Raw genomic sequence first — 14,822 nt, 5'->3', positions numbered from 1 at the left:
GAAAATTCACATAGAACGATGCGGGCGGCGTGCACGTTTGTGCACCAATTTTTTCTTCCCTTAGAACTCTCTACAATATCATCTGATAGCGCGGTTTATCTTTGTTCTATTTAATAACTAATTGTTTTTATTTATTTATTAAATTGCCTTTTATATATAATCTTTGTACCAGATGAAAGTGCTCTAAGTGCGATTCAAAAGATGGTTTTTAAAAGGTGGTTCGAAGAACAAGAACACGTGATAGACTGTCTGTCTTATCTGTATCTATCTAAAGGCAAATATGCTGACAAAGCTGGTTTATGGCTTATCAAAACTACACCAGATCAAGGATGATAGTTTTTTAGATTTTACCTCAATAAAAGACGACGAGAAATGGGATTAGGCTCTTGTAGCAAGATACCTTTAAAAGAAGCATGGTTCAAAACTTCAGCTTGTTGTGATCTTTTGGATCAAGGAATTGACCCAATTTGCCGAAAACAAAAAGAAAATTTGCGTCGGGCAGGGGTGGTATTTCTTTACGAGAAATTGCCTCCAGTGCGTTTTAAGCAAAAAAACGAATTGAAAAATGAAGGAAAAGCAGCAAGGTGGCTAATACCTCTTGAGTAACATGTTTTTCCTAAATTTGATGATACGCCAATTACTGAACTGACGCAAATTGATATAAAAGGATGCATTTCTCCCATTTGGAAGACAAAAAACGAAACAGCAAGTAAAACTCTATCCCACTTGAATATAGCTATAAAACATGCGGCGGCACTTGGTATAGATGTGGATATGCAATTAAAAGCAAAAGCTTTATTAGAAAAGTTTATTCAAAATACCAAAAATATCCAGCAATGCCATGGAAAAAATGCCTAAGTTTTTTCAATCTTAAAATGATGAGCTTGTATCAAATCTAGCCTTAACACTTCTTATTTTGACGGGGGGAGGGCGTTCTATTCCAATCAGGCATATTCGGTCAGAAGAGATTTATAGATCAATATGGATTATCCCAAAAGAAAATATGAAGAGAATTGTTGGAAAGGTTTCTGACTTTCATGTGCCGCTTACAGCTGAAGCGCTTGCTGTTATTGAAAAAGCAAAAGAATGTTTTTTTATTTGCTGAGAGTTCTGGAAAGCCTATATCGGATGTAGCACTTTCTAACTTCATGAAAGACAAAGGTTTTGATTATAGACTTCATGGTTTCAGATCGATTCTGCGGGACTGGATAGCAGAGACAACGTCAACATCATTTGAAATTGCAGAATCTGTTCTTGCGTATTCAGTTGAGAAGTCAGTGACAAAGGCTTACATGCGGACGGATTTTTTAGAACAGCGCCGTGTCCCCTTAGAACAATGGGCGTCTTTTATATCAGGAGAGGCTTGATAATATGTCTATTATCAAGTCAGGTGTCTAAGAAACACTTAAGCGATTAGCGGATAGATTACGATATAATCTCTCATTCCTTGTGTTAAAAGCGGGGAAGGGTAAAGCTTTCAGTTTTTGGTTAGTCACTGTTTTAAACGTGCACAGACATTGTCTATCACATCCATAAGACGAGCAAAATCAAGGATAAGCAAAAAGAGGATGAATACAATCCATTTTGTATAACGTGACATCACTTTTACACTTTTGTAGGTCATGATGATTGCTTGAAGGATTTCTTTTTCTGCTTCTGTAAGCTCTGTATCGTCTTGTGTTTTTTTTCTAGCCATGTTTCCACCCACACACGCGTTCACCTAGATTATTGTGCTTTAAGATCTCTCTTGCTAAGTTTGAACTGATGGCGTTCAGATCTTGCTGGCTTAAATAAATTGGCAACCAGCCAACACAAGAAGAAACATATTTATTTGTCGCGCAACCAGTCAGAGAGAGCAGCACGCACATCAGCATCACTTTTTTGATTAACTTCACTTTCCACCTCCAGCCGTGTTGTGGCTGCTTTTAAAGCTTTTTCTGTTTGCTTTTGTTGCTCTGCTTTTTTCCCAAGATTAAAAGCTCTTGCTAAAATCATAAAAAAAGCGGCTAAAGCCGCGCCTGTTAGCATCAGATTTCTTTTCATCCATAAGATCATAGACGATGCTCCTGAAAGCGTTTAGCAACAAAGAAAATGCCAGCACATGCGGCTAAAACCATAATGGTGGCCAAAGCCCATTGGATTGGTCCATTTCCAGCTAATAAGCCTCCAAGCCCAGAAAAAGAGCCAATAATCGGTGCAAGGGCTTCTGCTTTGAAAACCCCCGTTGGTGCTTGCGTTTCTACTGTTTGATAATTGGAGGAAACAAAAGCCCCTTTCGCCCATAAGCCTGTTTCTGCCGCACGCCGGTGTGCTAGACCTTCAAGACGCTTCCCGCCTGCTTTGGTCCATTTCTGTAGCTCTGCAGGGACAGCTTCATATTCACCTTGATTGAGCTTTTTTAACAGTGTCGAGTTACAAAAGGCTCCTGTTCCTACATTATAGCAAAAGGAGACTAACGCCGCGAATTGTTCATCAGTTAATGAAACTGTAACCGCGCGTTCAACAGCATTATCAAATTGTCTTAAGTCTTGGCAAAGAAGTTCTTCTGCTTGCTTTTCAGTGATTGTCATGCTTTTGTGAACAAAAGGTTTTCCAGCACTGTTTGTATGTCCATAACCTATTGCTCACACCCCAATGGCATCTTTATAGGCGTTCAAACGCAAACCTTCCCATTGTTTAATAAGTGCTAGTCCTTCTGATGATATTTTTTGCATGTGATTCTCCATAAAAAAAGCTCCGCAAAAAGCAGAGCTGGATTAAAAAATTGACATCTTTCTCATTCGGAAAGATAGCTTGTTAAAATCTATGTAGCATATAAACACAGATGTTTGTTGTCAAAAAAACACTATATTTTATAAAGTGGTTAGATTCATTAAAAGACAAACAAGCGCAAAAGAAGGTTGCTGCACGTATTTTTCGCCTTGAATATGGTCTTTTAGGTGATATGAAATATTTTCGTGAAATTGGAGAATTAAAACTAAATCACGAACCCAGGCTATCGTGTTTATTTTTTCAAATAAAGATAAAGAGATTATCTTATTACTGAATGTTGGTGATAAATCTATACAACAAAAGGATATCGAAAAAGCTCTTCAATTAGTAAAGAAAATAAAACATGGAAATTACTAAATTTGATGCAAGTGAATATTTTAATACACCTAAAGATTTTATTAGAGGATGCCTTCATAGGAGCAAAAAAATCTAACAGATATGTCTTATAAACAAGCCAAGATCGCTTTGTTTTCTTTGAAAAAAAAGCAATGCTCGCAAATGAATCAAGCACAATAAGAGCAACAAACGGCGGTGTGAGATGGACAAAGAACAGCAGAATGTTTTCAAGCAAGGTTAGGGAAAGTCACCGCATCTAATGTCTACAACGTACTCAGTAAGACAGCAAAAGGTTTGCCTACAAGCAAATATGAAGATTACAAAACGAAACTCATGACAGAACGCTTAATAGGNATTACAAAACGAAACTCATGACAGAACGCTTAATAGGGGAAATAAGCCAATCTTATACAACACCTGCTATGCAATGGGGCATTGAACATGAAGAGAATGCCTTAAGAGAATATGAATTCATTTATGACACCAATGTCACAAGATGCGGGTTTATCCCCCACCCAAAAATGGAAATGGCGGGGGCTAGTCCTGATGGGTTGATTGGAGAGGACGGTTTAATCGAAGTCAAATGTCCACAATCAACCACGCATTTGCGTTTTTTTATGTATGACGAAATCAAACCAGAATATCACGCACAAATGCAATTCCAAATGGCATGCACTGGACGCAAATGGTGTGATTTCATGAGCTATAATCCAAACTTTGTAGGCAAATCTACTGGTTTGAGAATGAAAATAGAACGCATTCTCCGTGATGAGAAACACATTGAAGAGATTAATAAAGCGGTCGAAATCTTTTTAGGGGAAATAGAACAAGAGATGCAAAAGATTTTGACAAAAGCCGCTTAAACCTATGGGGGTGCTCTCTCCTTCTCCTCTTTCCTAAGCACCCCCACCCATTTAATTAATATAAAAAAGAGAAAGGTAATGAGATGATATTTGATGATGGAGATAGATGGGAATTTTAAAATAATATAAGATAAAGTTCTTATATTATTTTAAGAATATAATTATTATGTAACGACACGTGAGTGTGTACAGCTTTTTAGTGTATCCACAACAACGATTCGCAATTGGGTGCTTCAAGGGGGTGTTTCCCGGAGCCATATAAGCTAGGGAGAGCAGTGAGGTGGAGAAAAGAAAGAGATCTTAACCTTCACTCCAAAGAAAAATAAGGAGCAAATAAGAACAAATTAGATAAAATTATATAAACTGTAGAAGGTGGTCTAAAAATGGCTATTTAAAGAAAAAAATCTATATATTTCAATATATTAAAGATACAAAATGGTGCCCAAAAGAGGACTCGAACCTCCACGCCTTACGGCACAGGTACCTGAAACCTGCGCGTCTACCAATTCCGCCATCTGGGCTCATAAAATTCATCTAAGCGCATGACGCAATTCTGTCAATAAAATTATAGACTTTATTTTTTCAGCTTAAAACGATTGAATTGAATTTTTGGGGAGATCATGATTTTAGAAGTTTAAGGTGTGAGGACTTTCTTTGATAAAATTGTTGAATCCGGATTAAATGTGTAAATAATAGGAATACCGGTCGCTAATTCTTGAGATATAATTTCCTCACCGGAGAGACCTTCAAGTGCCATAATAAGAGCACGAAGAGAATTTCCATGCGCTGCGATTAAAACAGTTTGGGAGCGCAAAATATGAGGCTGGATATGGTAAAGATAATAAGGCCAGATGCGCGCACCGGTGTCGCGTAGGCTTTCTCCATTCGGGGGTGCAATTGTATAGGAGCGGCGCCACATTTGCACTCGCTCTTGCCCCCATTGTTGGCGTACTTCATCTTTATTTAAACCAGAAAGATCACCATAATTACGTTCATTTAATGCGGGATTTTTTATCACTTCTAAATCTGATTGTCCCATTTGCTCTAAAATGTGCTGAGCGGTTTTTTGAGCACGCTGTAAGGCTGATGTATAAGCGATATCAAACTTCAAACCATATTCTTTCAGTTTTTTTCCTGCTGCTATCGCTTCGGCATGACCTTTTTCTGTTAAATCAGGATCTTTCCAACCGGTAAAAAGGTTTTTGAGATTCCATTCACTTTGTCCATGACGAATTAGTGTAAGTATGCGTCCCATTATGAATTGCCTCTATTCTATTGATTGTTTAAAATTCATCGTTCAATCCCAAAACATCGAACATTGAATAAAGACCGCTTTCATGATTTTGTGCCCATAAAGCTGCTTTTAATGCGCCATTGGCAAAGATAGAGCGTTCTTGCGCTGTATGTGAAAGAACAATGCGCTCATTGGAGCCGGCAAAAATGACACTGTGTTCTCCAACAACTGTCCCACCACGTGAACAGGAAAAGCCAATGGTGCCTTTTTTGCGTTTACCTATATGACCATTGCGTTCGTTGACACGCACATTTTTAAGCATAACATTGCGCCCTTCAGCTGCTGCTTGGCCAAGAAGAAGGGCTGTTCCAGAAGGGGCGTCAACTTTGTTAGCGTGATGCATTTCATAAACTTCGATATCAAAATCATCGGCTTCTAATGCTTTAGCGGCTTTCTTTACAAGGTTGGCTAAAAGATTTATTCCAAGGCTCATATTTCCGGATTTGACAATTGTTGTATATTTCGCAAAATCTGCAATTTTTTCTTCTTCTGTTTTGCTAAATCCTGTGGTGCCAATAATATGGACAAGACTTTTTTGAGCAGCGTAGTTAGCATAAAGAATACTGGCTTCTGGTTGTGAAAAATCTAAAATACCTTCTGTATTAGAAAAGGCATTTTCGGGATCGTCAGTGATACCAATCCCAAGAGAATCTGAACCAATTAAGGCACTGGCATCTTTTCCTACAAACGGTGAGCCTTTGCGTACAAGAACAGCACAAAGTTCTACATCTCTCCTCTGCTGGATTGTTGTAATGAGTTCACGTCCCATTCTTCCATTTGCACCAACAACTGTAAGGCGCATTTTTATCTCCTTATAATACTTTACTGTGCAGTATAGGCAAATTCTTGCCTTCTTTCCAATGGTTCTTTTTCTTTATAGAAAAATTTTTTTCCTGCTTTAATTTATCTTGTTGTGCTGTAGAATACTGTTGTTTAGAGCAAGTGATATAAGATCTGCAAATTTAAATAGAGATGTTTTTCGTTAGAGTGTGTGATGAATATTCCTAAGTAAGGTTTGCTTATGTCACCTAAAGGAGATTGTGTATTACTTTACGCTTTTGTTTCTTTCGTTCTTTAAGGGGGGAGCGTTCTTCATGCAAAACAAGATCTCCAAAACAAAATACACCTATGTTGTCAATTCATGCGCTTTTCTTAAAGAAATATTTATCAATTCTTCTAAACTTATTTTATGATAGTGCTCGTGAGTGGTATCACGAGAGAGTATCCATGAATAATATAACATCTATTCTGCGCCACTATCTTTATGCTTCATAAATAGAGAAAATTAGCATTATCATACGTTTTGTTAGCCTTTAATGTTTTAATAATTCTTGGCACTTAGGCATTTTCATTCTTTTCTTTAATATTCTTTCATTTACCAATTCCATTTGTGACGCATAAGAAAGCGATTTTGATTGTTTTAAATGTGATGAAGGTAATGAGAAAAAGGTATTTGGAATTGATGATTAAAGTAAAAAAACGATTATTTATCATTGTATATCAATATGTTACCCATAAATAAAATCACGTAAAAAGGGGATAAAAACAAGGGGCTAACAAGAAGTTGGATTGTTTACACACGAGAGTTGGTCGGATTCTTCATCTTTTAGGAAAGTCAGTTTAAAAAATTGTTATGTTGTAAAAACGCATGATGAGGATTTTTTTATTATAGAGCAAATAGTATATATGTTATGCAATGCGTTTTTTCATATATTGGGGAGACTTGAGGATAACATGCGTTAAGTATTGTTATTTTATTTGCCTAGCTTCTAATGATGCTACAGCTCTTGTATTTAAAGAGAGTCGTTAAAATGCTTTCTTAAATATTTTTTATTCCTGTGCTAATCTTTTTTTGTGACACGATAAGAAAGTATTTTTTTTGATTCAATTATAATGGGTCTTATTCCCTGTTGAATACGATTATAAATCATTATATCGTTTATACGCATGCATAAAAATTCATAAACCTATAAATATCCTTTAGATAAAATATCACTTTTATTTTTGTTTGTGAGAGAAGGCTAGAAATCAAGATCTGCATAGTGAGCACTTGCAACAATTCCGCGGACGCGATCTGTTAAAAGAGAACGAAAAGAAGGGCGTGATTTTATTCTCATATACCAGTCTTTGGCAGCAGGAGATTGTTCCCAGTCAATTTCCCCTAGAAAGTCAAGTACAGAAATAGAAGCTGCTGCTGCTAGATCTGCATAGGACAAGGCAGAACCGACTAAGCTATCGCGAGAGGCACAGAGCCAATTGAGATAGTTCATATGTGGTAAAATATTGGCACGTGCATTGCGTAAAATTTGTGAATTAGGAGCACCACCGCCAATGGCAAGTGGCATTTCACGTTTATGGATTCGTTCTCGTACGATATGGCGCGTTGCTTCATTTTCGAATTTATTTAAGAACCAGTCATTGAGACGGCGTACTTCTGCACGATCTAAAGGATTTTCCGGAAAGAGCTTATTTTCTTGTCGTAAACTTCCATGTGTTTCGTCTAAATATTCGCAGATAACAAGAGGACCTGATAATGGAACCTCGTGTTCATCGAGAAAAACAGGAACATGACCAGCGGGATTGAGGGCTAGAAATTCGTGTCTTCTTGCCCATTCATATTCTTCAATCAGTTGAGTGGTTACACCATATTCCCCAAGAATGAGGCGTATGAAGCGCGAGGCAGCGGATAGGGGAGAGTGAAAAAGTGTCAGCATAATTTACACTATCAAATAGAGTTGAAGAGAATTCTTTCAAGTAATCATTTTTATAAAGATGCTTGACTAGAAGTACAAGATCATTAGCAGCTGCTAGTAATTATAATTAATAAATTGTTAATGACCAAGAATTGTTCTCTTATGCGATGGTTTGCAAAATGGCAGCACGTAATTCTTCTAAACCGATAGCTTTTTCTGAAGAGGTTACAAGAAGCTCAGGATAAGCTGCTGGGCGTTTAAGAAGCTTTGTTTGTGTGCTCATAATTAATTTTTCCAAGGCATTTGATTTGATTTTATCGCTTTTTGTCAAAACAATTTGATAAGAAACGGCTGCTTTATCAAGGAGAGCAAGAACATCTTCATCATTATTTTTGATTCCGTGCCGTGAATCAATCAAGATATATACACGTTTTAACGTTGTGCGCCCCCGTAAATAGCTAAAAATCAAATTTTTCCACTTATCAACAAGATTTTTAGGAGCAGCAGCAAAACCATAACCAGGCATATCTACTAATGCTAGAGGGGGAAGGTCTTCTAGTTGCCCACTGAAGCCATCGGGGACAAAATAATTAAGCTCTTGAGTCCGTCCTGGTGTATTTGAGGTACGTGCTAAGCTTTTTTGTTGAACGAGTGCGTTGATTAAAGATGATTTTCCAACATTGGAACGTCCTGCAAATGCAATTTCTGGTGGTCCTTCGGGGGGGAGAAAGCGTATTGCTGGTACACCACGAATAAAAATCCAATTGCGAGAAAAAATTCCAGAAAGGGAAGAATCTCTTGTCATTCACGCACTTCTTTTTTGGGTGATCTTCTCCAGATGGCTTTCAGATTATCAAAAAGCTCAATTTTAACTCCTTGGCGCTTCATCATGATACCTTGCTGAATGATTGATAATATATTGTTCCATGCCCAATAGATGACGAGACCAACAGGGAAAGAGGCGAGCATAAAAGTAAAGACAACAGGCATCCATGTGAATATCATCGCTTGGGTTTGGTCTTGAGGAGCGGGATTCATACGCATTTGTAAAAACATCGTTATTCCCATAATCAAAGGCCATGCACCAATCATAAGAAATGTTGGCGTTGTATATGGCAAGAGACCAAACAAGTTAAAAAGAGAAGTTGGATCGGGTGCCGCTAAATCTTTAATCCAGCCAAAGAAAGGGGCATGGCGCATTTCAATGGTGATATAGAGAACTTTATAAAGAGCAAAAAATATTGGGAATTGAACCAACATCGGCCAACAGCCTGCAAGGGGATTTATTTTTTCGGTTTTATATAGTTCTATTATTGCCTTTTGTTGTTTGGTTTGGTCATCGGGATACTTTTCTTTTATTTCTAGCAACCGCGGTTGTAAAAGCTTCATGCGTGCCATAGATTTATAAGATTTATTGGCTAGAGGGAAAAGAAGAGTTTTTAAGAGCACTGTGACAAGAAGGATGGCTATACCAAAATTCCCTGTTTGTTTATAAAGAATATCAATGAGGGAAAACATTGGTTTGGTGATGAAATCAAACCAGCCCCAATCAATTAAAAGAGCAAACTTTTTGATTTTTAGGTCATTTTGATAACTATTAATAATTTCAACTTGTTTTGCACCAGCAAAAAGACGATTTGTAACAGTTTTTGTTTCATTTGGGGCAATCGTTAAAAGCGACCCTAGCAAGTCAGACTGATAATGTGTTTGCAAACGATCAAAATAAATAAAACGGCTTGTATATTCTTTATTTTGCGGGGGAATAACTGCTACAGCCCAATATTTATCGGTAATACCAATCCAACCTCCTGTTACTTTGGAAAAAGTCACGCTCTTTTGCCCATTATCAGGATTTGGGTCAAGCTCTGCTAAGGTTTTATATTTTTCAGTTTTGAGCGAATCTCCAGCAATACCTATCATACCTTCATGAAGTAAATAGGTTGCATTTGTATGTTCTGGTGGTGCAGCACGTGCAACGCGGGCATAGGACGAGAGATGTATTGGTTGATCACTTTCATTGCTGATAGAATCCTCAATGGTAAACATGAAATGATCATCAACAGAAAGGGTCCGTCGGAAGATTTGTCCCTGTCCATTATTATAAATTAAAGTGATAGGTGTTGAAGGAGTCAGGATTGTATTGTTTCCCTCTACTTGCCATTTTGTATCCGATTGTGGCAAGGCTTTTGCTGGCAAAGACGCACTTGCAAAACCAAATTCAGCAAGGTAGGTCGTTTTGAAACCTTTAGGGTTTAGCAAATCGATTTCCGGTGATTTTTTATCGACTGTTAAACGATATTTTTTGAGGTGAAGATCATCAAATTGTGCACCAACAAGATTAATAGAGCCTTCCAGTTCATTGGTTTGGATCGCAATACGCTCTGTTTTGGCCAATACAGCTTTCCGGATTTCAGGTGTCATTGGCTGTTCGATGATAGATGTTGCTTGATGCGTTGAGGTATCGTCAGAAAAATCCGTCGTGGTAGTAGAAAGGGCTGATTGTTGTTTTGACAATTGCTGTGTGATGACATGTTGTTTTTGTAACTTTGCTTGTTTGGGAGCAACATGAAGAAATTGCCATGCGATGAGCACTACGAAAGATAAGCCAATAGCGATAAAGAAATTGCGGTTATATTCCATCCGTACACCCTTGTTGTTGTTGCTGATGTTTTATTTTTGGTTTTATTCGCCGATTTAATTCACTAATCAAGGATGTAAAAGGCGCATGTAACACATCACGGTACGCTACAATGACATAATCTGTTCCTGCTTCCATGTGGTTTGTTACACCAACTCTCACGGCTTCACGCAAGCGCCTTTTAATACGATTACGTTTCACAGCATTACCGTTTTTACGAGTAACAGTGAAGCCTACACGTGCAAAAAGAGAATCTTTTCTTTCTGTTGTTTGTTCACGAGATTTAACTTCGAGCAAAAATAAAGGACCACGTCGTTTTTCTCCTGTACGGGCAGCCAAAAAATCTGCTCTTTTGCGAATACGGCAGGGATGTTTTTTCTTCATAAAAGAACATTTCGCAATTTCACTAAATGCCTGCAAGCAGGCATTAGAGGTTCATAATGAAAGTTTCACAACGAAGAAATGATGAGCAATCCTCAAAGGTTGTGAAAATTTAAATGGTTAGGCAGAGAGCCGCTTACGTCCACGAGCACGTCTTGCAGCAATAACTTTACGTCCTCCAGCTGTGGCCATGCGTGCACGAAACCCATGGCGGCGTTTACGGACAAGTTTAGAGGGTTGGTAAGTACGTTTCATTTATTTAAATACCGCGGAGTGCGGCCCTTCTTAATCTTCGTTTTACGAGCAGTTATGCGCGAGAGGGATAATTTTATCCTATCATACGGCTGTTAACCCATAAGGAAAAATATAAAAAAAGTCAATCTTAGATTGTTTTTCTCTTTCTTGAAAGAATACAAAACACCTTATAACTGTCTGTGACACTTTTTTACAATACTGTAAGAGTGTTAGAAAATAACAATTGAATCTACAGAACGTAAATGGCTAGGGCGTTAAAGAATTAAAGAAAGTGTGACTGATTACTGTATGCTCAATTTAAAATATCCTTTAATATTAAGAGTTTTTTTTACAAAATTTTTATCAGAATATTCATTAAAGTGGTTGTAGCACAAACATGATTAATAGGATTTATATCAGATTCTATGTTTGAGCTTCTTTATTTAAGGATGGTTTCATATTTTTAAAGAGAATAAGATATAAGTAATGTATACTTTATAATGCTGAGTAAAGTAGAAAATTATCAGGTGATAAGCCTGTAAGTATTTTTTGTTCTTATGCTTGTATTTGCTGGTATTTTTATAGAGAGGAAAGAACGTGGATCCTATCACAAGTGAAGCTGTCCGCAACGTATTACGTACAATCAAAGGACCAGATCTTGAAAGCGATATTGTGTCGTTGGGTCTTCTTTCAGAAATATTGATTGCTGATGGTAAGGTTTTCTTTTCTATTACAGTTCCTGATGGAGGTGTGCAAGAATGGGAATCATTGCGTCGTTCTGCTGAAAAGATGGTATGTGCCTTGGAAGGAGTGAAATCTGTTGTTGTCACACTTACAGCAGAAAAAACAACAAAGGCAGTACCTAGACGGAGAGCAAATCTCTTACCGATCAAAATGCCCATAGAAGGTGTGCGGCATGTGATTGCTGTTGCTTCTGGAAAAGGAGGGGTAGGAAAATCTACGATGGCAGTAAATATCGCCTTAGCTTTACAAGATTCTGGTTTCAAGACGGGGGTGATGGATGCTGATATTTATGGTCCTTCGTTGCCACGTTTGACAGGACTTGTTAATCAAAAACCACAGCTTATTGGAGAAAAAAAGATTCAACCTCTTGAAAAATTCGGACTTAAATTGATGTCGATGGGATTTTTGGTTGAGGAAGAAAAGCCGGTAGTATGGCGTGGTCCTATGGTTATGGCAGCTGTAACGCAATTGTTACGAGATGTTGTATGGGGCCCTCTGGACATTTTAGTCGTTGATATGCCGCCCGGTACAGGGGATGCACAATTAACGCTTGCTCAACAGGTACAATTAACAGGTGCGTTGGTTGTCTCTACGCCACAAGATCTTGCTTTAGTGGATGCGCGTAAAGCAATAGAAATGTTCATGAAAGTCAATGTTCCTATTTTAGGACTCATTGAGAATATGAGTTATTTTATCGCTCCTGATACAGGAAAACGCTATGATATTTTTGGCTATGGTGGTGCACGGGCAGAAGCGGAACGTCGAGAAGTCCCTTTCTTAGCGGAAATACCGCTTGATGCGGCTTTAAGATTTTCTTCAGATGAGGGGGTCCCTATTTTTGTTGCTAAGCCTAGTGAAGAGCATGCTAAACTATATCGTAAAATTGTTGATCAAATAAAAAATCAACTCTTTTGAATGTTTTTTTAAGAGAGTTTATTAAAACACAATCATGAAAGACATAAAAATAGTTTCTTCTTTGTAAGGAGAAGTTTTAATGCGAGAATGGAGTATATTAGGTTAAATAAATAAAAAATTATTCATGCGTTTGGATAACCTGAAGGGGACACAAATTGAAGAGTTGGAGCCGTGAGGTAGAAAAAAATATTGGACTTGAGGCTAAAAGAAGACAGAAAATAAAAGTAATTTAGAAAAATTGTAAAAGGTTGTAAAAAATATTTTAATAATCAATTTTTTCATAAAATAGTATTTTTTCAGGTGTAAAAAAGCATTTTTCGATGTGAGTTTTCTTGATATACATCTTCAACATTTAGTTTTTTCTTATTGAGATGATAAAAATATTGGTCAAGTCTTTTTAGAAGCATTCATTTTTTGCAAAGTAGCCTCAAGAGCGGTTGTTAAAGCATTCCTTCCCCCTTGATGAGAAAAGTAATCTGACAAAAATTCATTTGTTCCACCCTTTGTTGAAAACTCTTTTTCAAGCAGTGCAAAATCGAGAAATGCAGAATGATCCGTTGCTGTAATTTTACGCATTTCATCCGTAAGATTTCCAAACATCATAGTAAGGAATTCTGCTGATTGCTGTTTTTTTAACCCTTGTGTTATAAACCATTGATGGGCAGTTTCTATAAAATTAAAATATACTCCCATAAGTGAACCTGCTGTCATAAAAAGATTAAACTGCTCTTCCTTATCCAGCACTAATGTGCCCCCCAATGCATCAAATAAAGTGCGTAAAAAGGGATGATCGGGATAGATTGGTGTCAAATTTTTGCATTCTGCAACAAAAGGTAATGGAACAGCACGATAAACTTTATGATTAATCCACTCTTCTATTTCTGCTGCTTTTGCCATAGCAAGTACGGAAATAACCAGCTGTTCTGGACGAAAACAAAGAGAGCGCAAAACGTCTTCTGCAATTTGATTGGGCAAGCAAAGAAAAACACAATCACTAACATCGAGCAACGCTTGGTTATTTTCAGCAATCATAACCGTATCATAGGTGCGTGAAAGGCGCTCTGCTGTTTGTGCATTGCGAGGCGAAACAATAATGGAAGAAACATCAAAGGTGCTTGTCATTAAGCCATTCACCATTGAAGCACTGATTGTACCCGTTCCTAAAAAGCCAAGTTTCATTTCTATTTCTCAGTTTTATATTTTTAAAGGAATCTCAATCAACATTTCAGGTGTTTTAACTAACATAAACGCTAATTGAAGAAGCAACACATAACATAGCAAGAATAATCAAGCCCAAATAGATTTTAGGCTTGTCAAAGAGAACGGCAAAAGCAGAAAACCAACCAACAACAGCTGCGGCTAATGCAAATAAAAAACCTGGTTTATTCATAAGCACAATATGCATTGCCATTAAACCACCAATAATGAGCGCTCCAAAAATAATGAGTAAACCTGTTGCAAACTTTTCATAATCATCCATATTTTGCTCCTTATAGCGCTCAATTATTACACACTTTTTAACGCATATGCACATAAAAACGAAATGTTTTTTATTGAATATGGTTAAAACGGGGGGTTCTTTTATTGATCAGATGTAAAAAATGCAGGGATATGCTGTGGCCAACGCCAAGGTAAAATTGCAACCAAATCAAAGCGCACAGACAAAAGGGCATAATCTTTTTGCCGTGCGAGCCAAATATCGGCAGCTGCTTCAATTCGCCTTTCATTCATTCGGGAAACCGCTTCCATTGCTTCAGCCAACGTTGAACGTGCTTTAACTTCAACGATTAACACAAGATTTCCGCGTCGTGCAATTAAATCAATTTCCCCACATTTTGTTTTAAAACGCCTTTCGGCAATGTGAAACCCTTTGCAACGTAGCCACCAAGCTGCCAATTTTTCTGCACGTACCCCTCGATAAAAAGACTTTTGTCTGCGTTTTTTTTGCATCA

15 protein-coding genes, 1 tRNA gene and 5 pseudogenes are annotated in these 14,822 nt (G+C 37.5%); 7 read left to right on the top strand and 14 right to left on the bottom strand.

Annotated elements, in window-relative coordinates; all coding sequences use genetic code 11:
• Nucleotides 1–636: 636 nt before the first annotated feature.
• The 3 genes and pseudogenes from ACFILD_RS00635 to ACFILD_RS00625 all read left to right on the top strand — a co-directional run.
• Nucleotides 637–702: pseudogene (locus tag ACFILD_RS00635) on the top strand (hypothetical protein); the annotation flags it as partial.
• A gap of 24 nt (nt 703–726) precedes the next feature.
• A complete protein-coding gene (locus ACFILD_RS00630) occupies nt 727–858 on the top strand; it encodes a hypothetical protein (protein ID WP_375660843.1) in 132 nt (43 codons plus the stop codon).
• Between the two features lie 179 nt (nt 859–1,037).
• The gene (locus ACFILD_RS00625) at nt 1,038–1,367 is read left to right on the top strand and encodes a hypothetical protein (protein WP_342753367.1); all 330 of its coding nucleotides are present in this window, start codon (nt 1,038–1,040) and stop codon (nt 1,365–1,367) included.
• Nucleotides 1,368–1,492: 125 nt separating this feature from the next.
• Here ACFILD_RS00625 and ACFILD_RS00620 read toward each other — a convergent pair whose 3' ends face one another.
• From ACFILD_RS00620 to ACFILD_RS00610, 3 genes and pseudogenes are all read right to left on the bottom strand, one after another.
• Nucleotides 1,493–1,696 carry a hypothetical protein gene (locus tag ACFILD_RS00620; RefSeq protein WP_375664635.1) on the bottom strand — a complete coding sequence of 68 codons (204 nt, stop codon included), beginning with the start codon at nt 1,694–1,696 and terminating at the stop codon, nt 1,493–1,495.
• A gap of 131 nt (nt 1,697–1,827) precedes the next feature.
• On the bottom strand, nt 1,828–2,055 hold the full coding sequence (locus ACFILD_RS00615) for a hypothetical protein (protein ID WP_375664634.1): 228 nt from the start codon (nt 2,053–2,055) through the stop codon (nt 1,828–1,830).
• Nucleotides 2,052–2,714 (bottom strand): annotated as a pseudogene (locus ACFILD_RS00610) (lysozyme). The gene ACFILD_RS00615 and the pseudogene ACFILD_RS00610 overlap by 4 nt, the downstream one beginning before the upstream one ends.
• A gap of 110 nt (nt 2,715–2,824) precedes the next feature.
• On the opposite strand from ACFILD_RS00610, the pseudogene ACFILD_RS00605 reads away from it, so the two are divergent.
• From ACFILD_RS00605 to ACFILD_RS00595, 3 pseudogenes are all read left to right on the top strand, one after another.
• Nucleotides 2,825–3,129, top strand: a pseudogene (locus ACFILD_RS00605) (type II toxin-antitoxin system RelE/ParE family toxin).
• Between the two features lie 186 nt (nt 3,130–3,315).
• Nucleotides 3,316–3,971 (top strand): annotated as a pseudogene (locus ACFILD_RS00600) (lambda exonuclease family protein); the annotation flags it as partial.
• A 165-nt stretch (nt 3,972–4,136) separates the two neighbouring features.
• Nucleotides 4,137–4,319: pseudogene (locus tag ACFILD_RS00595) on the top strand (helix-turn-helix transcriptional regulator); the annotation flags it as partial.
• A gap of 88 nt (nt 4,320–4,407) precedes the next feature.
• Here the strand turns inward: ACFILD_RS00595 and ACFILD_RS00590 are convergent.
• The 8 genes from ACFILD_RS00590 to rpmH form a co-directional block, all read right to left on the bottom strand.
• Nucleotides 4,408–4,492 (bottom strand) — tRNA-Leu (locus ACFILD_RS00590).
• A 113-nt stretch (nt 4,493–4,605) separates the two neighbouring features.
• Entirely contained in the window at nt 4,606–5,226 is a 621-nt protein-coding gene (locus ACFILD_RS00585) for a 2,3-bisphosphoglycerate-dependent phosphoglycerate mutase (RefSeq protein WP_375637836.1), read from the bottom strand.
• A gap of 28 nt (nt 5,227–5,254) precedes the next feature.
• Nucleotides 5,255–6,067: a 4-hydroxy-tetrahydrodipicolinate reductase gene (gene dapB / locus ACFILD_RS00580; protein ID WP_375637835.1), complete on the bottom strand. Its 813-nt coding sequence runs from the start codon at nt 6,065–6,067 to the stop codon at nt 5,255–5,257.
• A gap of 1,219 nt (nt 6,068–7,286) precedes the next feature.
• Nucleotides 7,287–7,979: a glutathione S-transferase family protein gene (locus ACFILD_RS00575; RefSeq protein ID WP_273790709.1), complete on the bottom strand. Its 693-nt coding sequence runs from the start codon at nt 7,977–7,979 to the stop codon at nt 7,287–7,289.
• Between the two features lie 139 nt (nt 7,980–8,118).
• Nucleotides 8,119–8,763, bottom strand: coding sequence for a ribosome biogenesis GTP-binding protein YihA/YsxC (yihA, locus tag ACFILD_RS00570; protein WP_375664633.1), 645 nt, complete (start codon nt 8,761–8,763; stop codon nt 8,119–8,121).
• Nucleotides 8,760–10,598 (bottom strand): membrane protein insertase YidC, encoded by a 1,839-nt coding sequence (gene yidC, locus ACFILD_RS00565; protein WP_273790711.1) that lies wholly within the window; start codon nt 10,596–10,598, stop codon nt 8,760–8,762. The genes yihA and yidC overlap by 4 nt, the downstream gene beginning before the upstream one ends.
• Nucleotides 10,588–10,980, bottom strand: coding sequence for a ribonuclease P protein component (gene rnpA / locus ACFILD_RS00560; RefSeq protein WP_273790712.1), 393 nt, complete (start codon nt 10,978–10,980; stop codon nt 10,588–10,590). The genes yidC and rnpA overlap by 11 nt, the downstream gene beginning before the upstream one ends.
• Before the next feature lie 117 nt (nt 10,981–11,097).
• Complete coding sequence (gene rpmH, locus ACFILD_RS00555) at nt 11,098–11,232, bottom strand: 50S ribosomal protein L34 (protein WP_005864709.1); 135 nt, start codon at nt 11,230–11,232, stop codon at nt 11,098–11,100.
• Nucleotides 11,233–11,808: 576 nt separating this feature from the next.
• Here rpmH and ACFILD_RS00550 point away from each other — a divergent pair.
• A complete protein-coding gene (locus ACFILD_RS00550) occupies nt 11,809–12,870 on the top strand; it encodes an Mrp/NBP35 family ATP-binding protein (protein ID WP_375637833.1) in 1,062 nt (353 codons plus the stop codon).
• A gap of 387 nt (nt 12,871–13,257) precedes the next feature.
• Here ACFILD_RS00550 and ACFILD_RS00545 read toward each other — a convergent pair whose 3' ends face one another.
• The 3 genes from ACFILD_RS00545 to ACFILD_RS00535 all read right to left on the bottom strand — a co-directional run bounded on the left by ACFILD_RS00545 (nt 13,258) and on the right by ACFILD_RS00535 (nt 14,820).
• Nucleotides 13,258–14,049 (bottom strand): pyrroline-5-carboxylate reductase, encoded by a 792-nt coding sequence (locus ACFILD_RS00545; protein WP_375643627.1) that lies wholly within the window; start codon nt 14,047–14,049, stop codon nt 13,258–13,260.
• Between the two features lie 55 nt (nt 14,050–14,104).
• Nucleotides 14,105–14,350: a hypothetical protein gene (locus tag ACFILD_RS00540; protein ID WP_273790715.1), complete on the bottom strand. Its 246-nt coding sequence runs from the start codon at nt 14,348–14,350 to the stop codon at nt 14,105–14,107.
• Between the two features lie 101 nt (nt 14,351–14,451).
• Complete coding sequence (locus ACFILD_RS00535) at nt 14,452–14,820, bottom strand: YraN family protein (RefSeq protein ID WP_273790744.1); 369 nt, start codon at nt 14,818–14,820, stop codon at nt 14,452–14,454.
• Nucleotides 14,821–14,822: the final 2 nt, after the last annotated feature.

The sequence above is a fragment of the Bartonella sp. CL162QHHD genome (assembly GCF_042195435.1).
GTDB lineage: Bacteria > Pseudomonadota > Alphaproteobacteria > Rhizobiales > Rhizobiaceae > Bartonella.
Note: the sequence above shows the minus strand (reverse complement) of the source record. Positions and strands in the feature narration are given on the sequence as shown.